The 26,180-nt window shown below is 44.3% G+C and carries 21 protein-coding genes and 4 pseudogenes; 24 read left to right on the top strand and 1 reads right to left on the bottom strand.

Annotated features, from left to right (window positions below; genetic code table 11):
• Positions 1-24 precede the first annotated feature (24 nt).
• On the bottom strand, positions 25-1,752 hold the full coding sequence (locus tag AC50YG_RS05870; RefSeq protein ID WP_494826335.1) for a methyl-accepting chemotaxis protein: 1,728 nt from the start codon (positions 1,750-1,752) through the stop codon (positions 25-27).
• A gap of 176 nt (positions 1,753-1,928) precedes the next feature.
• On the opposite strand from AC50YG_RS05870, the gene AC50YG_RS05865 reads away from it, so the two are divergent.
• The 24 genes and pseudogenes from AC50YG_RS05865 (at position 1,929) to AC50YG_RS05750 (ending at position 26,155) form a co-directional block, all read left to right on the top strand.
• Positions 1,929-2,699 carry a DeoR/GlpR family DNA-binding transcription regulator gene (locus tag AC50YG_RS05865; RefSeq protein WP_473758328.1) on the top strand — a complete coding sequence of 257 codons (771 nt, stop codon included), beginning with the start codon at positions 1,929-1,931 and terminating at the stop codon, positions 2,697-2,699.
• 22 nt (positions 2,700-2,721) lie between these two features.
• Positions 2,722-4,233 (top strand): sugar ABC transporter ATP-binding protein, encoded by a 1,512-nt coding sequence (locus AC50YG_RS05860; protein ID WP_494825402.1) that lies wholly within the window; start codon positions 2,722-2,724, stop codon positions 4,231-4,233.
• Between the two features lie 263 nt (positions 4,234-4,496).
• Complete coding sequence (locus tag AC50YG_RS05855; RefSeq protein ID WP_494825400.1) at positions 4,497-6,257, top strand: carbohydrate binding domain-containing protein; 1,761 nt, start codon at positions 4,497-4,499, stop codon at positions 6,255-6,257.
• A pseudogene (locus AC50YG_RS05850) lies at positions 6,257-14,320 on the top strand (RHS repeat-associated core domain-containing protein); the annotation flags it as partial. The gene AC50YG_RS05855 and the pseudogene AC50YG_RS05850, both read left to right, overlap by 1 nt.
• Complete coding sequence (locus AC50YG_RS05845) at positions 14,306-15,415, top strand: polymorphic toxin-type HINT domain-containing protein (RefSeq protein WP_494826334.1); 1,110 nt, start codon at positions 14,306-14,308, stop codon at positions 15,413-15,415. The pseudogene AC50YG_RS05850 and the gene AC50YG_RS05845, both read left to right, overlap by 15 nt.
• Positions 15,416-15,498: 83 nt before the next feature.
• Positions 15,499-16,332: a hypothetical protein gene (locus AC50YG_RS05840; RefSeq protein ID WP_494825398.1), complete on the top strand. Its 834-nt coding sequence runs from the start codon at positions 15,499-15,501 to the stop codon at positions 16,330-16,332.
• A 138-nt stretch (positions 16,333-16,470) separates the two neighbouring features.
• Entirely contained in the window at positions 16,471-16,767 is a 297-nt protein-coding gene (locus AC50YG_RS05835) for a DUF3349 domain-containing protein (RefSeq protein ID WP_494825397.1), read from the top strand.
• Positions 16,768-16,866: 99 nt separating this feature from the next.
• Positions 16,867-17,256 (top strand): RHS repeat-associated core domain-containing protein, encoded by a 390-nt coding sequence (locus AC50YG_RS05830; protein ID WP_494825395.1) that lies wholly within the window; start codon positions 16,867-16,869, stop codon positions 17,254-17,256.
• A complete protein-coding gene (locus tag AC50YG_RS05825; RefSeq protein ID WP_494825393.1) occupies positions 17,145-17,594 on the top strand; it encodes a pre-toxin TG domain-containing protein in 450 nt (149 codons plus the stop codon). Before AC50YG_RS05830 ends, AC50YG_RS05825 begins: the two co-directional genes overlap by 112 nt.
• A 178-nt stretch (positions 17,595-17,772) precedes the next feature.
• A complete protein-coding gene (locus AC50YG_RS05820; protein WP_494825391.1) occupies positions 17,773-18,084 on the top strand; it encodes a hypothetical protein in 312 nt (103 codons plus the stop codon).
• Between the two features lie 234 nt (positions 18,085-18,318).
• A pseudogene (locus AC50YG_RS05815) lies at positions 18,319-18,767 on the top strand (polymorphic toxin-type HINT domain-containing protein).
• Positions 18,768-18,889: 122 nt separating this feature from the next.
• Positions 18,890-19,291: a hypothetical protein gene (locus AC50YG_RS05810; protein WP_494825390.1), complete on the top strand. Its 402-nt coding sequence runs from the start codon at positions 18,890-18,892 to the stop codon at positions 19,289-19,291.
• A 175-nt stretch (positions 19,292-19,466) separates the two neighbouring features.
• Complete coding sequence (locus tag AC50YG_RS05805) at positions 19,467-20,216, top strand: RHS repeat-associated core domain-containing protein (RefSeq protein ID WP_494826332.1); 750 nt, start codon at positions 19,467-19,469, stop codon at positions 20,214-20,216.
• A complete protein-coding gene (locus tag AC50YG_RS05800; RefSeq protein ID WP_494826331.1) occupies positions 20,213-20,926 on the top strand; it encodes a polymorphic toxin-type HINT domain-containing protein in 714 nt (237 codons plus the stop codon). The genes AC50YG_RS05805 and AC50YG_RS05800 overlap by 4 nt, the downstream gene beginning before the upstream one ends.
• Positions 20,927-20,935: 9 nt before the next feature.
• Positions 20,936-21,424: a pentapeptide repeat-containing protein gene (locus AC50YG_RS05795; protein WP_494825389.1), complete on the top strand. Its 489-nt coding sequence runs from the start codon at positions 20,936-20,938 to the stop codon at positions 21,422-21,424.
• 156 nt (positions 21,425-21,580) lie between these two features.
• A pseudogene (locus AC50YG_RS05790) lies at positions 21,581-21,823 on the top strand (polymorphic toxin-type HINT domain-containing protein); the annotation flags it as partial.
• An 18-nt stretch (positions 21,824-21,841) separates the two neighbouring features.
• Complete coding sequence (locus AC50YG_RS05785) at positions 21,842-22,174, top strand: hypothetical protein (RefSeq protein ID WP_494825388.1); 333 nt, start codon at positions 21,842-21,844, stop codon at positions 22,172-22,174.
• A 44-nt stretch (positions 22,175-22,218) separates the two neighbouring features.
• Positions 22,219-22,620 carry a hypothetical protein gene (locus tag AC50YG_RS05780; protein WP_494825387.1) on the top strand — a complete coding sequence of 134 codons (402 nt, stop codon included), beginning with the start codon at positions 22,219-22,221 and terminating at the stop codon, positions 22,618-22,620.
• 447 nt (positions 22,621-23,067) lie between these two features.
• A complete protein-coding gene (locus tag AC50YG_RS05775; RefSeq protein WP_494825385.1) occupies positions 23,068-23,409 on the top strand; it encodes a polymorphic toxin-type HINT domain-containing protein in 342 nt (113 codons plus the stop codon).
• 211 nt (positions 23,410-23,620) lie between these two features.
• On the top strand, positions 23,621-23,884 hold the full coding sequence (locus tag AC50YG_RS05770) for a hypothetical protein (protein ID WP_494825383.1): 264 nt from the start codon (positions 23,621-23,623) through the stop codon (positions 23,882-23,884).
• Between the two features lie 238 nt (positions 23,885-24,122).
• Positions 24,123-24,546: pseudogene (locus tag AC50YG_RS05765) on the top strand (polymorphic toxin-type HINT domain-containing protein); the annotation flags it as partial.
• A gap of 66 nt (positions 24,547-24,612) precedes the next feature.
• The gene (locus tag AC50YG_RS05760) at positions 24,613-25,125 is read left to right on the top strand and encodes a hypothetical protein (RefSeq protein ID WP_494825381.1); all 513 of its coding nucleotides are present in this window, start codon (positions 24,613-24,615) and stop codon (positions 25,123-25,125) included.
• A gap of 181 nt (positions 25,126-25,306) precedes the next feature.
• Positions 25,307-25,663 (top strand): hypothetical protein, encoded by a 357-nt coding sequence (locus AC50YG_RS05755; protein WP_494825379.1) that lies wholly within the window; start codon positions 25,307-25,309, stop codon positions 25,661-25,663.
• Between the two features lie 72 nt (positions 25,664-25,735).
• Positions 25,736-26,155: an SMI1/KNR4 family protein gene (locus AC50YG_RS05750; RefSeq protein ID WP_494825378.1), complete on the top strand. Its 420-nt coding sequence runs from the start codon at positions 25,736-25,738 to the stop codon at positions 26,153-26,155.
• Positions 26,156-26,180 lie beyond the last annotated feature (25 nt).

The raw sequence follows: 26,180 nt of genomic DNA, 5'->3' as shown, positions 1-26,180 counted from the left end.
GAATAACTGGATTTTATGCTTCTATTATAATTGCTCGGTTTTGAAGCGGCCAATGAGTGCATTCAGCTCTTCAGAGAGCTGGCGCAGCGATTCCGCTGAGAGGCTGATTTCATTCATCGAGGCAAGCTGCAGCCCGGAAGCGTCAGCGACCTGTTCGAAGCGCGAGGCTGACCCGCGGGAAATGCTCTCCATATCCTCGATGGAGGCAGCGACCTCCTGCGATCCGGCGGACAGCTGCTCGGAGGCGGCAGATACCTCAAGCAGGCGCTCATTAATGGTGCCAATGCCGGAATGGATGGAGGCGAACGATGCTCCTGCCTCCTGGACAACGCTTAGACCTGCGAGTACTTCCGTGTTGCTCGCCTCCATCTGCCCAGACAAATCAGAAGTATGGCGGACAATTTCTGCGATGAGCGTCGCCACATGCTCGGAGGATTCCTGTGACTGGGTAGCGAGCTTTCTCACCTCGGAGGCGACGACGGCGAAGCCGCGTCCTTCCTCGCCCGCACGGGCAGCCTCGATTCCGGCATTAAGGGCAAGCAAATTGGTCTGTGCGGCAATCCCTTTCATTATCGAAATAATTTCGACAATTTTGCCGGAATGCTGCTCCAGCTGTGCAGACGTTTCGCCCATTTTGGAAGTGGCGGCATGAATGGTGTCCATCCGCTGAATGACAGCGGAAATCGCTTCCTCGCCATTTTTAGCGCTGCTGGTCGTTGCTTCCGATACGGATGAGACGATGGCTGCGGAATGGGCAATATGCTGCATGCTTGAGGTTATCGCCTCCATCGCATGCGTAACTTCCCCAGCGCGTACAACCTGTGCGGCAGCACCCTCCGACGTTTGCTGAATGCTGTCCGTAATCGTAACGCCTGCTTCCTTCGTCGCAAGGGAATGGGAAGAAACGGCTTCGGCGGCGGTTAGCAGCCGATCTGAGCTGCTGCGTATGCCGCTAATGACCGTACGTGTATCTTCTACTAATGCCTTGAAGGCGGCTGCCAGCTGCCCGACCTCATCCTTGCGGCCTAGATCAATAGCGACCGTCAAGTCGCCGCTGCCGACGCGGGCAATCAGCTTTTTGAGCTGGACGAGCGGCCCAGTCAAATAACGGGCCAGCAAATAAACGAGCAGCAGACTGAGCGCAAAAATCCCCAGTGCCATCCAAATCATCGTATTGCGATTTTGCGCCATCAGCTCGTAAACCTTCGTGGCATCGAGATCAGCGCCGACGAGGCCAAGCAGCTTGCCATCGGCAGACATAATCGGCACATAAGCGGATAAAGTTGACCCATATTCATCCTGAGTCAGCTCGCCAATGCTGGGCTTCATCTCTTGAAAGGTTGTAATCATACCCGCGTAGGGATTCTCTTCAACCGAACCGAAGGGGGAAAAATCATCCTCTGCTACGTCCTGTGGGGCGCCATCCACGACATAAAAGTAGACAGGCTGACCTCCCTCTTCACGCATGCCAAGCGTATACAAGTATTTTAAACCGTTCGCTTCACGCATATCGTTAAGCTGCGTACGAAGCTCATTGTAATAATCGCTTTGCTCCATGCCTGCGCTGAGCTTATCGTATTGCTGCGTATCAACAAGACTAACTGCCCGCTCAGCAACGGATTGCGCTTGCATACCCATCGAATTTTCCACCAAATGGGCGGAGGCACGATACAAGGTAATTCCAAGCACCGAGCCAATAATAAGCAAAATAATAGAGAAAAACATAAAAATACGCATAAACAAGCTATTCATCAATGAAAGCAGCCTCCCTGGCATCTTTTGCAGCAATAGTCCGTAAGTCTCACTACCTATATGTATCGGCAAAAATAGTAAGCGTTATTAGGGAGGGCAGAGGGCCAATCACAAACAAACAGAAATATGCTATAATCGCACCATAAGAATCATTCATAGAAAGTGGAGCATACCTTATGTTTGCGATAGAAAGAATCAAAAAAATCAAACAAATTTTATTAAAAGACAAGCGCGTTGACGTTGTGGAGCTGAGCGAGCGTTTCTCGGTGACCGAGGTAACGATTCGGCGGGATCTCGACAAGCTGGAGCAGCAAGGTTTTTTGGTGAAAATATATGGCGGTGCCGTGCTGAATGAGGAAGATCAGCCGGGCATGCCGACAATGGTAGCAGATGACAAGCTGCAGGGCGAGAAGCGGCTTATTGGACAAATTGCCTCGCGGCATATTGAGAACGGCGAAGCTATTTTTATCGGGACGGGTACAACCTGTTTGGAAATTGCCAAGCACTTGAAGGAGAAGAAAGTGACGGTCGTCACGAATGATCTGCTAGTCGCATTAGCGCTTAAAGATACGCAAGGTGTGAAGGTTATGCTGACAGGCGGCGATTTAATTGCGGGCACCTCTACGCTCATAGGCGGTTTTGCGCTGCAGACGCTAAGCGGCATTTATGTGAAGAAGGCGTTTATTGGCGTGAAGGGGGCTCATTTTCAGGCGGGCTATACGGTAGAGAGCTATGAGGAAGCGATGATGATTCAGAGCGTGCAGCGCATGGCGAGCGAAATTATTATAGCAGCGGATTATACGAAATTTGATGTGCCGGGCTTTGCGAAGCTTGGCGAGCTGACGATGGCGGGCAAAGTAATTACAAATAAACAGCTGCCAGCCGAATATAAAAAATATTATTTTGAACATGGAATCAAGCTGTATACGACGTTTGAGCTGGAGTAGTCCTGCGGGGGAGAGAACGAAGTTGAGCGAATTATTGACGCTGCGAAATATTAGAAAGCGCTTTAATGAAACGACGGTGCTGGATGGCATCCATTTGACGATTGAAATCGGCCAGGTTCACGCGATAATTGGGGAAAATGGGGCGGGCAAATCAACGCTGATGAAAATATTAGCCGGACTTTTTCCGCCAGACTCTGGAGAGATTGCGCTTGGTGGGGAGCTTGTCAGCATTGGTAGCCCGAATGAGGCGCAGGAGCTCGGCATTGCGGCAATTCATCAGGAGCTGCGGCTGTTTCAGGATTTGAGCATTGCGGAAAATATTTTTATGCGCCGCGAGCCTTTGAAGCCGTTGTTATGGCCGAAGCTGATCGACTGGGAGCGGCTGCATGAACAGACCGCTTGCTATTTGCAGCAATTTGGCATGGCGGTCGATTCCCGGGCGCGTGTGAATACACTGTCCATCGGCGACCAGCGTTTCGTTGAGCTGATCAGGGCGCTGTCCCAGCAGGCCCGAATCATTATTATGGATGAACCGACGGCCGCACTTAACAATCAGGAATGTGAGCGGCTGTTCGAGGCTATTCGCCATGTGAAAAAGCTGGGAGTGGCGATCCTTTACATTTCCCACCGCATGGAGGATCTCCAGCATATTGCCGATCAGGCTACGCTGCTGCGCGATGGTGCCGTGATTCGGACCTGGCGCATGAATGATGCGGCAAGCATGCCGGAAATCATGGAGGCGATGGCGGGCAAGGAGCTGCATAACCGCTATCCGAAGCTGAAGGTGCAGCTCGGCGGCGAGCTGCTGCGAACGGAAGGACTGAGCGTGGCGGGAAGGCTGAATAATGTTAATTTGCGCTTGCGCAGAGGCGAGATTTTGGCGATTGCCGGGCTTGGCGGAGCGGGGAGGCGGACGCTCGCCAAGGTGCTTTTTGGCATAGAGGGGCCGTATGAAGGTGCCATTCATTTGAATGGGCGTACCTTTAGGGCGATGACGCCTCATAAGGCGAAGGCCAATGGCATTTGTTATGTGACGGGACTGCATGCGGAGGAAGGGCTAATCTTAAATGCGCCGATAGCGGAAAATATTACGCTGACGAATCTCCCGCGCGTGTCGCGGGTCGGATTTATACGCAGCGGACAGGAAGCCGCTTATGCGAGAGATTTGATGGACCGCCTGGAAATTACAGGCGAAGAGACGGAGCGGCCGATGCATCTCAGCGGCGGCAAACAGAAGAAGGTCATTTTAGCCAAATGGCTGTTCAGCAATGCCCGTATTTTCATTATTGAAGAGCCGACAGCGGGCATTGACGTCGTCTCCAAAATAGACATTTACAACATTATGAATGAGCTGGTGCTGTCCGGGAAATCGATCATTATGCTGTCCTCCGATATTCCGGAAATGCTCGGCATGTCCGACCGAATTGCCGTCATGCACGAAGGCTCGATTCGTCATACGATGTTAACAGAGGAAGCGACGCTTGAGCGGATATTGCATTATGCTTCAGGTGGCGAGGCCGTGTTGGAGGGCTAGCAGAGATTCCATAGCGTAGCGTGGATATAACAATAGAACGACTTGTTTAACTGTCTTCATAGACGGTTAACAAATCGTTCTATTTTTTTGTTTTAAAACCTCGAAAAGGAAAATAAAAAGGAGAAAAATGTCGTTAAAACAAAATTTGTTCACATGATTCGACATCTTAAAGCTATATTCGACAAAATCCCTCAATGAAAAGGATTGGAAATGTCTGTATAGTGAAGATTGAACCTAATTAATGACAAAAAAGGATGGATGACATGCAGGATGAAGCAAGAGAAAGCAGGGGGCGAAGTCGCCTGTTAAAAGGTTTTACGTATTTTTCTAAATATAGGAAAGTAGATGATTTTCATCCTTTCTCTATATTTCTTGGAATGAAGCGCGCTGCACCGCCAGAGGACAGCGGCAGCCGTTTCACCTTGTGGGGCAAGATTAGTATGTTTGCATTGGTTATGTTTGGTTTGCTGAGTTCATCGGCTTTTGCGGCTGCGTATACGTACGATGAGCTTAATCGTCTGGTAGCTGTAGATTATGACAATGGCGATCGCGTGGAATATGTTTATGACAAAAATGGAAATATGCTTTCTTCCAAGTATACGTCAGCTGCCATAGTTCCCCCAGTGACTCCTCCCGTTAGTGGAACAGGCCTTCTCCACACTTTTGAAGATGGCACCTCCCAAGGCTGGGCCCCGCAAGGCGATGGTGTGCAGCTCATTAATTCGCAGGACATAGCCAGCAGTGGGAAACACAGTCTGAAAGTCACCAACCGCACAGCGTCATGGCAAGGCCCGATACTTGATGTAACCCCATCGATAGAGAAAGGAAAGAGCTACCGCATTAAAGCAGCTGTACGTCTTCCTCAAGGTGAGGAATCGACACAAATCATGATGACCATTAAACGGACATTGGCTGATGGAACCAGCTTTTATGACCATTTGAATACCCAAACGGTTACTGCTGATGGCTGGGCTGTATTAGACGGAGTCTATATGATCAGCCAAGAGGCGTCTAATCTGTCTCTCTATTTGGAAAGTGCAAGCGATACAGCCGTCTTTTATTTGGACGATGCGAGTATTGATGCTTATGTTGCTCCTTTACCTACGCCTTCACCTGATGCGCTATTGCATGATTTTGAAGATGGAACCACGCAAGGCTGGAGCGCACAGGGCGATGGTGTTGTGGTAGCCAATTCTCAGGAGGCAGCCAGTGCGGGAAGCCACAGCCTCAAAATTTCAGAAAGAACGGCGTCCTGGCAAGGCCCCATTCTAAATTTGACCTCAAGCATGAAGAAAGGGGTCACTTACGACATTAGCGGCAAAATTAAGCTTGCGGAAGGAACGCCATCCTCTGATATTTTATTAACGATGAATCGCAAAGCGGCGGATGGTACGGATTATTATGAAAATATTAGTGCGAGCCATGTGACGGCAGATGGCTGGGCTTTCTTCGAAGGGGGTTATACCTTTACGGGGGAGGTAACCAATCTTACCGTTTATATGGAAAGTGCAAACGCCACGGCCAGCTTCTATTTGGATGAGTTTCAGGTGAAGAAGCATGAAGCGGCTCCTCCTGTCGTCAGTCATGATTTTGAAGATGGCAGCTTGCAAGGCTGGAATGCGCTTGGAGAAGGAGTCGTACTCCGTAATTCGGATGAGGCAGCCAGCAGTGGACAACGCAGTCTTAAGGTAACCAATCGCACGGCAGAGTGGCAGGGACCGCTATTGAATTTGACGGGATCCTTGCAAGCGGATCAGTCCTACACGGTGAGAGCGGCTTTCCGTTTGCTCGGCGAAGCTGCACCAGCCAATCTGCTAATGACGATTCATAGAAAGACAGCAGAAGGTGCGGATTACTACGATAACGTCAGTGTAAACGTCGTAAAAGCTGGAGAATGGGCTATTCTTGAAGGTCCTTACAGCTATAGCGGAGATGCATCGGAGCTTTCTCTGTATGTCGAAAGCTCCGATGCAACTGTTGGCTTTTATGTAGATGACTTCACAATTAACCGGAGGCAGCCATAATGATACGCAAAACGATACAATGGCTGACCTTAGCCTGTCTAGCTTTAGCTTTTACGGTCGGTTTCCTAGTGAAGCCGAATGTCACCTATGCAGCTCCTCTTAATTATACCGTTCCCGGTTATTCATCGGCGGTTGTAACCTCCAGTTTTGCTGCATCCACTACAGCGGTAACCGCTGAAGGCACGTCTTATGATTATGCCCGTTATGCAGCCAATGGGTCAGTTGTCAACTTTGGCCAAGGTACAGGCAAAAAGTCGCTTAGCATCGTAGGCGGGCAGCGGCTCGTTATTACGAATACGTCAGCAAGCGGAGTTGTGCTGAAGACGGTAACTAGAGAGCTTGGTGCAAGCTACACCTCTACACCTGCCTTGAAAAAATATTTGCTGTTTCCAGGGCAGAGCATGAAGGCTACAAATCTAATCACATCATCGGAAAGCATTGACGTAGGCGGCAAAAACAGCCATGCCGATTACAATGCCAATGATATTCCCAATACCTATGACCGTACTCATGCTGGCGGAACAATGACGATTCCAGCAAGGGAAGGCATCGCGATTACGAATACGGGAACAACGAGCTATGAGGTGCTGGCGCCTTATGAGGTGTTCTCTTTCGCTAGCCGTACTAATCCAGCGGTTTTTGTAAAGACTCTGCAGCAGGGTCAGCATTTAGAAGCGTTAAATGTGACCCCTTATACGTTCACGATGTATTTCACCCATAAAAATTATGACTATGCGATTTACGATGCCGCAGGCGTTCTCGACTCTTATGGTCATACAGGCTACACATCAGATATGTTGACTGCTGGGCGGAAAATAATTGTGAGCAACTATTCGGACGTACCGCTCGTGATCGAGGGTCCCTATGATGCGCTTCCAACTAAAGCACGTGCTTACCCTGCGCTTTATACGCAGACGCTGACCAGTGGTCAAAGTGTTCTAGTTAAAAATACATCCTCCGAAAGCTATACCCTAAATTTAAAAGGGGCATATGATTTTGCACAATATAGCGCTAATGGCAGCGTCGCCGATTATGGTCGGAAAATAACGACAACGGCAGGGACAAAGACCATTCCTGCTGGCGGCAGCATCGTCATTACCAAGACAGATGGAGGTACAGCCGAAGTCGTCGGGCCTCCAGACGGATTCACCTTCACGGGCCGCACAGATCCAGCCCTTTTTATTGGTTCAATAGCAGTAGGACAAAGCTATGAAGCGACGAATCGCTTATCGGGCAATGGCTCCTTTACGATGAATGGCCTGTACGATTACGCGATGTATGACAGCTCAGGGAACATTAATAATTATTATGCAAAACGTTCTTTAGGCAGCTTCAGCATCAGTGCGGGAGAACGCGCCGCCTTTACGAATGTGGGCAGCGTGGCAGCGGAAATTATTGCGCCTTATGATGCCTTTAGGTTCGTAGCTCGCGCTAACCCGGTCAGCTTTAATAAGACACTGGTAGCAGGGGAAACCGTTCAGGCGGATAATATTTCTCTTAAATCATTTACAGTCAGCTTGAACAATCAGCATCATTATGTCACCTATGACACGGGAAATGCAGTGAGCGAATTCGGCAATCCGCAGACGGCGGACAGCCATATTGTGGATGATACGGAGCGAATCATCATTTCCAACAGCGGTACGGCGCCGATTGTTGCATCGGGCCCTTATGATGCTTTTCGCTTAACGGACCGATCAGCTCCTGCGCTTTACAAGGGCTTTTTGGCCAATGGGCAGAGCATGCGCCTGACAAATACAAGCCCGACGTTGTTCCATTTAAATATGTCAGGAACGTACGATCAGGCCAGTTATAAACCGACAGGAGAGCCGCGCTCATCGAAGCGCAAGGAAACCTCTCTCGGACAAATTCTTTATAACTCGGAACGGATAACGCTGACAGGCAGCGGGAGCTCCGTGCTGCAAATTCTTACGCCTTATGATGTGACGCTAGTGCAATCGAGCACGAACCCAGCCTTGGCTGTGAAGGAGCTTGCAGTTGGGCAAAGCGCTCAGGCTAAGAATACATCCACTTATAATGAACGTGTGGATCTGACAGGCAAGCACGATGTTATGGATTATGATGCCGCTGGCAATCCAGACAGCTATGCACGCGGGCGCACGATTGCTTACCGTGATGTGGATGCAGGTAAACATGTCTCCGTTATGAATACCGGAACAACGGCGATGGAGGTTTATGGGCCTTACGAGCTGTTTGCGATCACGAGCAGGGCTAATCCGGTTACATTTAGCAGAGTATTAACGGCAAATGAGAGCATGGAGCTGCGAAATCAGACGGGCAAGCTGTTCCCGGTTTATTCGACAGGACTTTATGATCTGGCGCAATATGATGCTGCTAATGATGTAACCGATGTCGAGCGTGAGCATGGTACAACGGTCAAAAATGTGTCTGGGCTCAATCGTTTGGCGGTTACGAATGCACAGGCTTCTTCTATGGCTATTGAAGGGCCCTATGATGTATTCGCATTGACCAGCCGGGCGAATCCTGCTCTTTTTGAACGAACCCTTGCGCCTCGCCAAAGCATGGAGGCTGTTTTTAAAGGAGTGGATGATGCCTCTGTCCATATGACGGGCAAATATGATTATTCGCTTTTTGATCAAAATGGTTTAAAAACCTATGCAAGGCAGCAAAACATCATTAAAAATAGATTGGTGAATACAGGGCAGCGAATTGCGGTTATGAACACGGATGTTCAGTCCATCGTCGTTTACGGCGCTTATGATGTTTTTGACAACAATGCCCGTACGAATCCGGTAACGTTTCAGCGTACGCTAGCTCCAGGCGAAAGCTTTGAAGCGACAAACAAGGAGCTGACTCCTTATGAGGTATACCCGAGCGGCCTATATGATTTCGTTGAATTTGCTGTGAATCAGGATGTCAGGGAGCTCGGACGGGATCAAACGGCAGCGCTTGAGGTTATTTCGTCAGGAAATCGCATTGCGGTTACGAATGCTAATTCCTTAGCCATTACGGTTGAAGGCGCTTATGATGCTTTCCAATTGACGAATCGTACGAACCCTGCCTTATTCGAGCGTACGCTTCAGCCGGGCAGCAGCTTTGAGGCTGCTTACACCGGTACGAAGGATGCCAATGTGAAAATGACAGGCGTCTATGATTTGGCGCTGTACGATGCAGCAGGCGATATTAAAAGCTACTACCGCGAGCGGAACGCTTCTATTGGACAGGCTGTCACTGTAGGTGAAAAAGCGGCCATTATGAACAGCGGCACTACCAATATGGTTGCTTTTGGCGCATATGATTTGTTCCAAATTAGCAATCGGGCGAATCCCGTTTCTTTTGTCCGCACGCTCTCCGGAGATGGGACGCTGGAAATTAAGCAAAAAACGAATAAAAGAATGAGCCTGTATTTAGACGGCACATATGATCATGCCGAATATGCAGCAGATGGCTCCGTTAACAGCTATGGAGCTGGGGCAACGCAGGAAGAGCAAATTATTTCCGTTGATGCGAAGTTTGTGCTGACCCCATCTGCTACGCACACGGTCACCGTTAGCGGTGCTTATGATGCTTTCGACATTACCTCAAGAATGATTCGGGCGGTAACGATTAAGTCGCTTGATCCAGGAGCTTCCTATTCGCTGCGCAATATTTCACCGGATTCTTTCAATCTGCGGATCATTGGAAAATATGACTATCAGATTTATGATTTATGGGGGAATATGCAGCGTTTTGGCAACGGCAGCTTGGTGAACCCACGTGTGATTGACTCAACAGAGCGGATGCTGATTACCAACGCGGATGTCGCTCCTATAACGGTTATGGCGCCAACCGATGCGATCAACGTAACCGATGGCGGCAATGCTAATGAGTTTGTGAAAGCTTTGGCAATAGGCGAAACGCTGGTGGTGAAAAATCAATCGAGCGGTGCGTCTACGATCAACCTTAGCGGAAAATACGATTACGCTTTGTATGATAGCGCAGGAGCACCTGTACGCTATTTGAGAGAGGCAACTAATACAGCTATAAGCGTACCGACAGGCCATAAGCTAGTCATCACGAGCCGGATTGGTACCGGAACTGTTGTAACGGGCGGTGCGCTTGCTTTCCTTGTAACGGAGCAGGAAGAGCCGGCCCTGCGAATTGTTCCGATTTCCTTCAAGAAGACGGTCGAGCTGACGAATACCAGCCCGAAGGCTTGGTCCTTTACGAGCAGTGGCACAATGGACTGGGCATCGTATGATAGCCAAGGAACAGTGCTTGGTTTCGATTCTCGTGATACAGCAGCAACGCACGAGCTTGTTCTAGCTGAAAAGATGGTTATAACGAGCCCTCTTAGTCAATCGTTAAGTATTTGGGGACCTTATGAGTCCTTCAGTCTCATAAACCGCAATAATCCAGCACTTGAGCAGGAAATGCTGAAGGCCAATCAAACCGTTCAGGCTAAAAATATGACTATATTTACTCATTCGCTTAAAGCGGGCGGTTCCTTCACGTATCGCAGAGGCTCTGGCAGCGAGATGCCGGGTCAAAGTCCGTTAAATATAAGAACGGGAACAACGGTGCTGATTACGAATACAAGTGGTGCGGAATATCTCGTATTTGCACCATTTGGTGCCATTGATTTGAGCTTTCCTGGAGCAGATGATACACCAATATCCGGCATTGGCGCAGCGGACAAAGTGAAGACGCTGGACCCGTCGGACTATGATCCACAGACATTCCATGCTGATCCGATTGATACGGCCACGGGAGCGCAAATTATTAATCGCACCTTGCTTACGGCGCATGGCGCGGTTCCGATTCCTTTTCAGGCCCAATATCATTCGTTATTGACGGGGACTGGCGATCTGGGAGTCGGCTGGAGCCATAATTTCGAGATGAAGCTGGAGGTTGGCACAAACAACGTAACGGTTTACTGGAATGCCTTCCGCTCAAATGTATTTAAGGAATTAGCGAACGGCGGCTATTCGTCAGCGGATAAAGCAACCAGATTGGATCATTTGACGAAAACTGCGGATGGTACCTATGTGCTTGAACGCAATGACGGTACATTCTATCGTTTCACTGCCGCAGGGCGCTTGACTGAAATTGAAGAGAAAAGCGGGCTGAAGCTGGCATTTGGTTATGCAGCGGATGGTGCCTTAACGACAATCAGTGATCCATTGACGGGAGCGGCATTGACGCTAAGCTACGATGCGGCAGGCCGAGTGGCTAAGGTTGTTGATCCGGCGGCACGTTCCGTGCAATTCTCCTACGATGAAGTCGGTCGTTTGAGCGAAATAACCGATGCGGCAGGAAATACGACGACGTACAGCTACGACAGCAGCAATCGGATTGTCAGCGCATCGAGCGAGGGCGTCCAGCTGTTCGAGAATACGTATGATAATGAAGGACGCGTCATCAAGCAGCAGGATGCTGTTGCGAGGCATGCTCCAACTACGTTCAGCTATGAAGAGAAGGACAAGCAGCTAATTACGACCATTACCAATCGTAATGGCGATGTGCAGAAGCTCACGCATGATGCGCAGTACCAACTGCTCCAAACGGAAGACAGCTTAGGGAATAAAATGACCTTTTCGTATGATGCGCAGGGCAATCGCCTAACCGCGACTAATCCGCTAAATCAGACGATCAGCTATGTTTATGATGACAGGCGAAATCTGATTCGTTCCACCGATTATACAGGTGCGCAGGTCAATATGACCTATGACAATATGGACAATTTGCTCAGCGCAACAGGCCCTGATGGCAATACGATTACGTATACGTATGACAATATGAACCGTTTGATATCTGTAACGGATACAGATGGACAAGTGACTACCTATGCGTATGATGCAGCTGGCATGTTATTGTCGGCTACTGATCCAAAAGGTGCGCAAACCTCCTATACGTATAGTGATGGACGACTGGTTAGCATGAACAATGCGGCGGGCGAGGTTACGACGTATGGTTATGACACAGCCGGAAGAATGGCAAGCGTAACCGACGCGGCAGGAAATACAAGCCAGCTCGTGTACAATGCAGATGATCAGCTGCTAAGCGATACGAATGCACTGGGACATGCGTACTCGTATGCTTATGACAAGCAAGGCTTCCTTGCGTCAGAGGTTGATGCGCGTGGCAACACGACACATTATACCTATGATAACAATGGCAATCTGACACAGGTTGTGAATGCATTGAATCAAGCTTCGCAGCTCATTTATGATGCGGAGGGCCGTTTGATTGAAGCCATTAATCCGCTTGGCGACAGTGTGAACATTGTTTATGATGCAGTCGGCAATGTGCTGACTCAGACGAATGCAGAAGGAGAAAGTGTTCGTTATGTGTATGATTCCCTCTATCGTCTTGTAGAAGCCTATAATGCGGACAATACCAAAGTCTACGAGGTTGTCTATGATGCGAAGGGTAATCCGGTCACCATTAAAGATGCGCTGAATCATTCGCAAACTTATGTGTACGATGAACTTAATCGTCTCGTTGAAACGATTGATCCAATGAATCGTTCTACTACATTCGCTTATGACGATCTGAGTCGTTTGACGACCGTAAGCGATGCGCTTAAAGGTGAAGCAAGCCGCAGCTACGATTCATTAAGCCAAGTCATCGGCTACTCCGATCCGAATCAGAATGCGGCGACGTATACGTATGATTTGGCAGGAAGATTAATTGGCGAAACGAATGCAGCTGGCGAAACATCGACTTACACGTATAATGCTCTAGGCTTGCCGGATGTGGAGACGAATGGTCGCGGACTGACGACATCCTATAACTATGACGCAGCGTCAAGACTTAGCAAGTTCGTAGATCAAGCTGGTGAAGTCAGCTATACGTATGATGCGAACGGCAATATAACTGCGGTAACGGATGGGCAGGGCAAAGCCTTAACGCGTGTATTTGATGAGCTGGACCGCGTCGTGCAATATACCGATGAATTCGGCAATGTCATTAAATACAGCTATGACGCAGCAGGCAATATGATCATGCTGACCTATCCAGATAACAAAACTGTTTCCTACACGTATGACCGTGCAGGCCGCATGACGAGCGTAACCGATTGGAACGGCCGCGAAACAGCTTACAGCTATGATGCCAATGGCCGTCTTGCATCAACGCTTCGACCTAATGGCACAACGGAAACAAGAACGTATGATGCGAAGGGTCAATTGTTGACGATTAACGACATTGGCTTGGATAGCAGCATAATTCTTTCGTATACGTATGGCTATGATGCGGTTGGCAATGTCATCAGCGAAAATGGCGGTCCAACCGTCACCGACAGTGTATACTTGAACGGATTAAGTGTAGGTGAGAACGTAAACGGCAATGTGTCGGGCAGTGTATACGTACCAGGAGAGGCTGCTGGCTTGCAGCCGGAATCAGCAGAAATGCAGCTTCCGCCTGGCATGAGCAACACGGAAATGACCTACACAGCGGACAATCGTCTGGCGACCTATAATGGGAATGCAGTCGTGTATGATCAGGATGGAAACATGATCACCGGTCCGCTTGCTGGCAGCATGCAAAGCTACAGCTATGATGCGCGCAACCGACTAATGGAAGCAGGCGGCATCAGCTATGGCTACAATAGCGAAAACGTACGTACCTCCGTCACTGTAAACGGGGTAACGACTCGTTATGTTGTAAATCCGCAAGCTGTATTATCCCAGGTGCTGATGGAGACCGATGGTCAAGGCAATCCGACGGCGTATTATGTGTACGGTCTCGGATTAATTGGCCGCGAGGCAGCGGATGGCAGCTATGTCACGTATCATTATGACCGTCGTGGAAGCACAGTCGCTCTGACGGATGACAACGGCGTGATAACCGATACGTATGAATACGGACCGTATGGTGAACAAATCCGTCATATGGGCACGATAGAGCAGCCGTTCCAGTATAATGGACGGGATGGCGTTGCAACGGACGCAAATGGCCTGTACCATATGCGTGCGCGTTATTACAATCCCGAAATCAAACGTTTCATCAACCGGGATGTACTGACAGGTTCGATTAGCGATTCACAAACGCTGAACCGTTACGCGTATGTAAATGGCAATCCGATATCCTATGTTGATCCATTTGGCTTAAGCCGTGATGGTGACTCCGCATGGCTGCAAGGGGGAAGCTTCCTTGCTGATCTTGTGCCATGGGTAGGCACGGTGAAAGGCTTCCAGCAGGCATTTACGGGTAATAACTATATTACCGGTGAACATCTCTCGGCGGGAGACCGTTGGGGCGAAGGAATTGGAGCCACGCTGAGCATTATTCCGATTCCAGGTCTGAAGCATGCGGGTAAATATGGCACGAAGGGCGTTATTTGGGCGGGTTCGAAGCTGAAGAATATTTTTGGTGAGGGATCTGTTAAAACAACGAAAAAACTCATCTACGAATGTAACTGCTTTACAGCAGGAACCAAGGTTCTGACAGACGAAGGGGAGAAACCTATCGAGGAAATTGAGGTAGGGGATAAGGTTCTCTCTAAGGATGATGAGACCGGAGAAGTGGCGTATAAAGAAGTCGTAGGACTGTTCCAGAAACAGGCTGACGAAATCTATTACGTCCACATCGGAGATGAAATCATCGAGGCCACAGGCGAGCATCCATTCTGGCTTGATGGGAAGGGTTGGACGTTTGTAAAAGACCTGAAAGTCGGCGATTTGCTTGTTTCGAGTGATGGGACTAAACTGGCAATAGACAAGATCGAGAAAGAGTCACGCGAAGCAACGGTTTATAACTTTGAGGTTGCGGACTTTCATTCGTACTTTGTGTCGAATCTGGGGATTTGGGTTCATAATTGTGAGATTAGTCCTTCTCCCCAACAATTATTAGGGATTAAATTGGGTGCTGGAAATCCGAGGTCAGCTTTAAATGATATAGTTAAAGTGAAGGACGGTGCAAGTTCAAGTTCACGTCATTTGACTAAAAATGAAAAGACAATTGCTAATCAAATATTAAATGACATTGCCGATGCAAATAATGGGGATACAACTGCATTAGCAAGGTTGCAAGCAAGGGGAGATCATGTTCTTGAAAATCGTGCTTCTTCTGGTAATTATTCTGGATGGAATTCCGTCTATGTAGGCGCAACTGGTGGGGCGAGTAATACAGTACGTATACTCTATAAGCAAACAGGTGACGGTATAAAATGGAATGTAGTGATCTGGCATTAATTAAATGATTTATTAAGGTCTGAGAAGGCTATACCTAGGTGTATGGCCTTCTATATTAAGTAGATAAACAAAAGGAGATCTTTATGGAGGATAAAGTACAAAAAATAAACTCTTTATTTAAATATTTAACTCATAGTAATGAAGGTTCTCCAGAGTTTAATACATTTATGGCCTTATTACGCGGCTTGAAGGATTATTCAACCTTGTTAGATTTTTATGATATTGAATTTATCAGTCACCTCTTCGAAGAAGTGTTGCCGAAAACAAATGAAAAGTATAATAAAGCTTTAGTAATTGAGACTATTGTGGAAGCGATTTACGGCAATGCTGAGAAGAGCATGATAGACAAGCTTTTTAGTGAGTACATTCCTTTATTGGCGCAGTATGCTACTACGCTTGAAAATGCGGCCAGATGTTTGAGGGGATTTATTGAATCGGGGATCAGCAGTAATGAAATATTGCTTGAAATCGTTATGTTTAAAGACAAGCAGCACGCTATTTCATTGTTGGCGTTAATAAATATTCAACCATGGGGGGATCTTTCTGAATCAGCTGCGCTTCATACTGAAGTTAAGAATGCGCAAAAGATCAGGGAGCGTACTTATATTTTTTCGCAATTTTTGGTTATTCTGCACCCTCTCGTAGGTAAATACCAGAGGGTAAGCTCCATAGATTTTATATTTGATTATGAAGGAGCACATATCGATTGGCCGTTTAGTCGAGAGGGAAGTTCTCTAAGGTTGTTTAAACAAAATATTATCGATGAAAGAGAAGGAGCAATATTTGAAGAACTAGGTAAACTCATTCATGATGAAACCATTGATCTGCAATCATCAAGAGTCCTAAACCTATATCAAACCCTTTTTAGCGGGAGAGATCCGCTGGATGTTATTTTTACGCTACCTGAAGGGCGGTAGGAAAGTAGATATTATTTTATGTAGGGATGATGCATTTGTCGATTAGTAAGGAGAGATTATATGCTCCAAGAGCTAATAACAAGTGTAAGGATTTTGATGTTTATACCCACTCTCCAGTACATTTAGGAGGTAAGTAAAATGAGTGATACTTTAATGCCAAAACACTTGGAAAGCACATACAAGATGTTGAAAAGTGCTTTTCCCAATGGCATTGGTAAAGAGGATTACTTCCCGCTAGTGTCCTTGCTCTACGAGTATATGTCTGACAGAAACTTGGCAGAGGTTATTTCGTCAATGACTGGAAAAGACATAGCTATTACTCTTAATGACATTCAAAAATCAGTATCAGTAAACCTACCAAATGATGAATTCATGCACAGTATACGGAAAAAACTTTTACCTCATGGTTTTGAAGAATGGATAGAAGAGGATTAAATACTTCGGACCTTGAGGAGCTTCAAGCTTCTCAAGGTCTCTTTTTGGTGGGAGCTACCCAGTTCTGAATGAACCCATCGTTCAACTAGTAACATACATATGGGGACGACAGAGCAGCCGTTCCAATATAATGGACGGGATGGCGTTGCAACGGATGCAAACGGCTTGTATCATATGCGTGCGCATTATTACAATCCCGAGTTCAAACGTTTCATCAACCGGGATGTGCTGACAGGTTCGATCAGCGACTCGCAAGCCCTGAACCGTTACGCTTATGTAACTGGCAACCCGATATCGTATGTTGATCCGTTCGGCTTAAGTCATGCTGGAGACTCTGCATGGCTGCAAGGCGGAAGCTTCCTTGCTGATCTCGTGCCATGGGTAGGCACGGTGAAAGGCTTCAGCAGGCATTTACGGGTAATAACTATATTACCGGCGAACATCTCTCGGCGGGAGACCGTTGGGGCGAAGGTATTGGAGCCACACTGAGCATTATTCCGATTCCAGGTCTGAAACATGCGGGTAAATATGGCACGAAGGGTGTTATTTGGGCAGGTTCTAAGCTGAAGAATGTAGTTACCCACAGCGCGGAAGCAAAACCTGTAAAAACAGAATATAGGCTGAAGCTTAATTTGCAGTTGTTTGGCGCTACTACTAATATCCCTAAATTAGTATACAAAATAATTAATGTTCGTAACGGAGATGCAAATATTAAAGGTTCGGGTTTAAATTATGCTCTAGGAAAGCATGGTGGAGTAGATAGACCTAATAAATCACAATTTTCTTTTTCTCGTGAAGATTTAATAGAATTATTGCAATCGAAATAAGTCGTGAATTCATCTATTACTATTTCAGAGAGTTCGGGAAATTTTGTGCGTCAGGTGGATGTGGGGTATTCAGTGGGTGATTTACCTATTAATAGAGGTGGTTTACCAACCAATACTATAACAGTGATTACCGATGAGAAAGGTAACCTTGTAAATGCTGTCCCAGGTGGATTGGGATTTGGAGAGTGATATGGTGTTCAAAATTATATTAGAATCGGTTAACGGTGAACAACTAGATAAAACCTTCGAAGAAAACAATGCAAACTATTTGCAACAAAATGAGGGTGATTTTGAAATTTTATCAGAAATATCATTGTTTAGTTATGATGTCTTTTCAATTAGAGATATGGATAAATTAATACTTGAACTCGAGAAGTTAAAGGGTATGCTGATCGATTCAAATGAAACAATGCATATTGAACAAATAATAAACTTAGCTAAAAAATGTAAAGGTATAGCCGACAGTAGACTAATCTTTACACCTTTTTAAGTGGGTGAATATTGGGCTACAAACCAATGCTTTGCGTAGCTAAGTCCTAATAACTTAGTAGACACTGAATAAGCGCTTAGACTAAAAGCTGTTTCCGGTACTCAAACGGAAACAGTTTTTTCTTTCCGAATCATTTAATAGACAGTGTTGGACGTAGATAATAGTATACTTATAATCGAATGAATAATATCATAGTTTTAGACTTTTCACTGGCAAACCCCAGCTTGTGTCAATATGACTATCGAGGAAATTGAGGTAGGGGATAAGGTTCTCTCAAAGGATGACGAAACCGGAGAAGTGGCGTATAAAGAAGTCGTGGGGCTGTTCCAGAAGCAGGCTGATGAAATCTATTACGTCACATCGGAGATGAAATTATCGAGGTCACAGGCGAGCATCCATTCTGGCTGGATGGCAAGGGATGGACGTTTGTTAAAGACCTGAAAGACGGCGACTTGCTAGTTTCGAGTGATGGGACTAAATTGGCAATAGACAAGATCGAGAACGAGTCACGCGAAGCAACGGTTTATAACTTTGAGGTAGAAGACTTTCATTCTTATTTTGTGTCGAATCTAGGGATTTGGGTTCATAATTGTGAGATTCCAAGAACTGGTGGAACTCATGACTTTGCTAAAGAGCCTTTTTTACCTGAAGAATATTACAAAAATAATTATGCTCCAATGTAAGGGATTCCGGGGGCTAGAGTCGATTTTAGCCGTTTAGGTTCGAGCAGACAGGCTGAGATATGGAAAAATAAATAAATCAAATAATAAAATAGAATTTATTTACTAAAAACGAGGTGTGAAATTTGCAATACATTAAGAATTATAATATAGTTACTAATGAATTAAATGCTCTTGGTTCTTGGACGTATGAAGAAATAATTAAAATTAATTATGATGTTGACATTGACTATGTAGATAATTATATTATGACACTTGATTTGTTTTTCTTTTTATCGGTTTTGAAAACGAAACAACGTTTTAGATTAAGAGTTAGGTATCATAATGTCTCCGAACTTTCATTAAGAAAAGTCACAAATTTATATTTAACGGACAGTTTGATAATACATGATAAAAAAGAACAGGGTTGGGATAGTAATCAAAGATATCATGTTCATGATGATAGCGGCTACGGAGAAAACGATGGGTATGACTTCATCAATTTTTACTGTAGTTCCATTGAAGCTATTTCATTGGAAGAATTCTAATCTGATTGATTCTCCCTGAGGTTTTTTTATATTTGGGCAACTAACGATTAAATTTTACAAAACCTTGATTGGTCTACTGGCCTTTCAAGGTTCTTTTTTTGTTAGAAAAAGAAAGATTAAAAATAAATTAAAAGCTACAGTTATATCAAAGCAGGCGGTATTATCACAAGTGCTGATGGAGACCGATGGTCAAGGCAATCCGACGGCATATTATGTGTATGGTCTTGGATTGATTGGCCGCGAGGCAGCGGATGGCAGCTATATCACGTATCATTATGACCGTCGTGGAAGCACAGTTGCTCTGACGGATGACAATGGCGTAACCACTGATACGTATGAGTACGGACCGTATGGTGAACAAATCCGTCATATGGGGGCGACAGAGCAGCCGTTCCAATATAATGGACGGGATGGTGTAGCAACGAATGCAAATGGTCTGTACGATATGCGTGCGCGTTATTACAATTCCGAGATCAAACGTTTTATCAACCGTGATGTGCTGACAGGTTCGATTAGCGATTCGCAAACGTTGAACCGTTACACGTATGTGAATGGCAACCCGATATCCTATGTTGATCCATTTGGCTTAAGCCGTGATGGTGACTCCGCATGGCTGCAAGGGGGAAGCTTCCTTGCTGATCTTGTGCCATGGGTAGGCACGGTGAAAGGCTTCCAGCAGGCATTTACGGGTAATAACTATATTACCGGTGAACATCTCTCGGCGGGAGACCGTTGGGGCGAAGGAATTGGAGCCACGCTGAGCATTATTCCGATTCCGGGATTGAAGCATGCGGGTAAGTATGGTACCAAGGGTGTCATTTGGGCGGGTTCGAAGCTGAAGAATATTTTTGGTGAGGGAACGGTTAATACGACGAAAAACTCGTCTACGAATGTAACTGCTTTACAGCAGGAACCAAGGTTCTGACAGACGAAGGGGAGAAACCTATCGAGGAAATTGAGGTAGGGGATAAGGTTCTCTCTAAGGATGATGAGACCGGAGAAGTGGCGTATAAAGAGGTCGTAGGGCTGTTCCAGAAGCAGGCTGACGAAATCTATTACGTCCACATCGGGGATGAAATCATCGAGGCCACAGGCGAGCATCCATTCTGGCTGGATGGGAAGGGTTGGACGTTTGTTAAAGACCTTAAAGTCGGCGACTTGCTTGTTTCGAGTGACGGGACTAAACTAGCCATAGACAAGATCGAGAAAGAGTCACGCGAAGCAACGGTTTATAACTTTGAGGTTGAGGACTTCCATTCTTATTTTGTGTCGAATCTAGGGATTTGGGTTCATAATTGTGAGATTCCGGGGTTGGGTGGACTTTCTTGGAAACCTGGAATGCAAGTTACAGAAGAACACATTAGAGAAGCGATGAAAAATGCCCCCTTACAAACTCAACAAAAAGCGGTATCCTTACCTGCAATTAATCGATATACTCAACGTTTATTAAATGGCGAGGTTCCACCTCCAATTAAAGTTGATAATAACATTATTGTAGATGGTAATCACCGTTATATTTCAGGTAGAGTGTTCGGGGTAGACTTACCTACTACTCCTTATCCTGGTGGTAAGCCGGACAATATTATTGAATGGGGAAATGTGAAAATTGATCCATTTGATTGGGGAAACAAATAATTTAAAGAGGTGAACAATATTATTATTATAAATTGTATTGCAAATGAACCAATACAACTTAATTTGGATTCACTAAAAGAAGCAAAACTAGACAATTTAAATTTACACAGAGCAATTCTTAATCGAGAAAATTTAAGCGGTTCGAGTTTAGTGGAAACAAATTTACGTGGTGCTGAGATTAAAGACGCAAATTTAAGTGAGACCAATTTAACGTGTGCCTTACTAATGGTGGCAATGCTTGAAAACTCTAATTTAGAGTCTTCAAATCTTACAAAGGCAAAACTTGCAGGAGCTGACTTTAGTAATGCAAATTTAAGTAATGCTATTTTAGTTGGAGCTGATGTATGGAATGTTAATTTTAAAGGTGCAAAATTAATGGGTGCTAATATGTTGTGTGAAAGGATACAGGATATTGTACTAGAAGGCGCTTTATTTGATGAAGATACTATTTGGCCACCATTGTTTAATCCGTTAGAGTACGGAGCAATCAAGATTTGAATTATAATGAATTATGTAACAAGAATAAGTATTAGTACAGGATAATTCTAATAAATTAGGAATATATAACTTTTGTAGTTAATTTCGTTTTATACCTTGAAAGGATTCGTCTTTCAAGGTTTTTTTGCTTCTTAATGATGAAATCAGGCAGATGAAATCTATTACGTCCACATCGGGGATGAAATCATCGAGGTAACAGGCGAGCATCCATTCTGGCTTGATGGCAAGGGATGGACGTTTGTTAAAGACCTGAAAGTCGGCGACTTGCTTGTTTCGAGTGACGACACTAAACTGGCGATAGACAAGATCGAGAAAGAGTCGCGCGATGCAACGGTTTATAAATTTGAGGTTGAGGACTATCATTCATACTTTGTGTCGAATCTTGGGATTTGGGTTCATAATTGTGAGATCCCAGGGATGGGTGGAGCTGATGACTTTGCTAAAGAGCCTTTTTTACCTGATGAGTATTACAAAAATAATTATGCTCCAACGCAAGGGGCTCCGGGGACTAGAATTAATTTTAGCCGCATAGGTTCTAGTGGACAGATTGAGAATTCTAGAGTCATTTATGATCAAGCAGGGAAACAAAGGTATAGAATTGATTATAGTGATCATGGTAATTCTGCTCATCACACAAATCCACATATGCATGAGTACATCTATCAGGATGCAGGGAGAAATGCAAATGAATTTGAATATTTTGTAGAAAAATCAACAGACAGGCTGAGATATGGAAAAATAAATAAATAAAATAATAAAATAGAATTTATTTACTAAAAAAGGGGATAAGAAATTTGCAATGTATTAATAATTATAATATAGTTACTGATGAATTGAATGCTCTTGGTTCTTGGATGTATGAGGAAATAATTGCGATTAATTATGATATTGACATTGATTATGAAGATAATCATATTACGACACTTGATTTGTTTTTCTTTCTATCGGTTATAAAAACGAAACAACGTTTTAGATTGAAAGTTAGGTATCATAATGTTTCCGAACTTTCATTAAGAAAAGTCACAAATATATATTTAACGGACAGTTTGATAATACATGATAAAAAAGAACAAGGCTGGGATAGTAATCAAAGATATCATGTTCATGATGATAGCGGATATGGAGAAAACGATGGGTATAACTTCATCAATTTTCACTGTAGCTCCATTGAAGCTATTTCATTGGAAGAATTTTAATATAACTAATCTCTTGGAGTTTTTTTTGAGGGGGGATACCCTGTGCGAAGGAGGCTATTATTCAACCAATAACACATATAACCCATGTAATATCCGTAAAAGATTTCTCCACATCATATGCTTTAATTTTTAAACTAAATATAACTATTTCTTTGTAAAAAACAGGTTGATTATGATCATAACCAACCTGTTTTTTGTTAACTTCATTTTCTAATAGGATATTCAAAATGTTACACAATTGTAGAATAAACCGCCCCGCTAGGGAGGATGAAAAGGCAAAGCATTGTTTGAATTAGATAGCCTGACCATTAATATTGTAAGGTCTTATCTGCAAATCGTTCACAACGAATGGGCTACTTGCCGCGCTAGTTATTGTGAACGAACATTTTGGTGACGACCAGTTGACATAAACAGGCGACGTATACGTATGATGAACCTGGAATACTATTGATCTTTAGCCATCCGTTCTATGTAGAAGGTAAAGGGTGGACGCTCATCAAAGATAAAAAAGTCGGAGGTTTGCTTGTTCTGAGCGATAGCAATACACTCAAGATAGTTTGGATTGAATTGGAACATAGGCAGGCCACTGTCTACAACATAACAGTGGATGAGTTCCACATCTATTTTGTTAGTGGTCTTGGGATATGGGGTCACAATACTAACAGTGAGATACTAGATTGGTCAATAGTTAGTAGTAGAATGGGTGAAACAAGAGTTGAACATGTGGGGACACATCTTCTGGAAGACACGTCTAAAGATATTCACGGTGTATATATTGATAATCTGTGACTGTTCTAAATCAGGTTTGGAACAATAGAGCAAGTGGAACGGTTACAGTATCCGATAATGTGGAAATTTGGAGGGTTCCATATCCTGAAGCGGGTCTACAGGGTGGATCGAATGGTTATAGTACAGTGTTAAACTAAGTAGAGATAATAGTTAAAAAGGAACAAATAAGATTATTATAGGATATCCTGCGGGATAGGAAGGAGATTTCAAATTGCACCTAAAAAAACATCCAATCGAAACTTGTCATTTCTGCAAACAAGGATGGGTAGTAATTGTAAAGGAGATTTCTACAAATAATTTTCTTGTTTACTGTAACGAATGCGAATCAGAATGGAATCATCCTGAAAGTTACTTCAGCAATGAAGAAAGCACTCTTTTTAATATCGGTAGGATTACTGAACCTGAGGAAGAAGAAGTGACAGCAATAGAATGGGATAAGTATGTAAATAAAGAATTGAAAAGAAGAGTTAAGTAATTGAAAGATAAGCAACAGTTCCAAAAGTCGTGAAAATGACTGAGAGCAGCCCTGATTCAAAGTACTAAAAAAGAAGCCGTTTCTTAGAAAAGTGGGAGAGGTTCTCACCATTTAAAAAGAAACGGTTTCTTTGTACATACAGTCTGAAGCATGCGGGTAAATATGGCACGAAGGGTGTCATTTAGGCTGGATCGAAGCTGAAGAATGTTTTTGGTGAGGGAACGGTTAAAACGACGAAAAACTCGTCTGCGAATGTAACTGCTTTACCGCAGGAACCAAGGTTCTGACAGACGAAGGGGAGAAACTTATCGAGGAAATCGAGGTAGGGGATAAGGTTCTCTCAAAGGATGACTTAGACCGGAGAAGTGGCGTATAAAGAAGTTGTAGGGCTGTTCCAGAAACAGGCTGACGAAATCTATTACGTCCACATCGGGGATGAAATCATCGAGGTAACAGGCGAGCATCCATTCTGGCTTGATGGCAAGGGATGGACGTTTGTTAAAGACCTGAAAGTCGGCGACCTGCTAGTTTCGAGTGACGGTACTAAACTGACGATAGACATGATCGAGAAAGAGTCGCGCGAAGCAACGGTTTATAACTTTGAGGACTATCATTCGTACTTTGTGTCGAATCTGGGGATTTGGGTTCATAATTATGCAGTTAAGGTAACTGTGATGGTGGCCCGAATTTCAATCTGAATTAGATTTCATTAGAGAGTGAGGATGACGATGAATAATTATTTATTATCTTTTACAAAAAAGTTTGATTATTATTTCGTGCAAAAAGAAATCTCAAATATTATTTATTTACATGATGAGGCTGATAACGAGAGATTAGACCATGTCCTTTTTCTTGAGAAAGATGATGGTGATGTTATAGGCTTATATATAAGAGGTATGAATCCGCTATTCTCAATGCATAGAATTTATGATTTGGATGATTTTAATTTATTTGCTAGCTATGAAGAAGGGTTAATTGAATGCAAAGAAAATATTGAACTCAAAGTAGAGTATTTATGTTTGTTTTTTAGCACTCAATACAACGAATTATTTGGTTTTTATTTAGCGAATAACGATGAATCTAGCTCTATATTTTTCTTGTTTCTAGAAGATGAAATGTATATTGAAAAAGGTCGTAGTAAATATGACGCTGTAAGGATGCTTGAAAAAAAGTCTTCAACTGAAGGCTTTATAAGTTATGAAAAAAAAGGTGAAACTGACTGGAAGCAAGTAAGCGTATAAATGGGGAAATTCAATTAAACAAAAACACTAGAATAGTCCCCGAATTAGGATCGATTACCCATTCAAACGATTCAAATCAATTCTACTTCGATAGGGCTGCTCAAAGTTTGGTGAGATGCTTAATCAAGGAAAATACAGTTTTCCCTGAGGAGCAGATATTACTGGATGGGAAGGTAACTTAATGATGCAAATAACATTACCAAAAGCTTCTCAACTGCCGAAGGGTTTTAAATATCCGGATGCTTTCTTAAAGACAGTTAGACTTCATTTAGTGGATTTTGATATATGGAATGTCATGAATGGAGATCAAGTTCTTCAAAGATTAAAGGGATTGCAAGAGAGATATCCAAATAGAATGTTAATCCCCTTCGCCCGGAGAATGGATAATGATGATCTTGCTTGTTTTGAAGTAGGAAAAACGGAAGAAGTACAGATTGTCCATGATTTTTCATCCCCTGGTTACGAGCAGCGCAAGTCATATATTACATTTTGGGATTGGTTTAAAGATGCAGTAGATGAAATGATTGATTTTGAATAACAATAAACAATATGAACTGAAGATAAAGATCATAGAATTAACGGATTTTATGACGGTTGGAGTGGATTCTTAATGGTCACTTGGACAACAGATTATGATGAAGCTGATATTGAACATGTTAAGGTTGTTGAGGAGAGACTTTCTGTACATTTTCCTCAAGACTATCTGAATTATGCAGTCAAATACCAAGGTGGCCGTCCATCTCCTTCAAATATTATGGTGGATGGAAAAGGCAGTGTGCAATTTATTAGCTTATTGACGTTTTTGGCCTTTGATGAGCTTGATATTCTTGATAAATATAATTCAGTGAAAAAACATTTTCCAATTGGCTTAGTTCCGTTTGGGCTAGGGGCGGATGAGCATCTTTTTTGCTTCGATTATCGGGCAGGCAGTATACCTTCAGTATCATTATGTAAGCCCGATTCAAGTAGTAGAATAGATGAAGTGCATGTTTGTAATTCATTTAGTGATTTGATTTGCAGATTCTGTTAGTTCTAATTGCTTTAAGACAAAGGGC

This window comes from Paenibacillus sp. J31R34, assembly GCF_059383715.1.
Note: the sequence above shows the minus strand (reverse complement) of the source record. Positions and strands in the feature narration are given on the sequence as shown.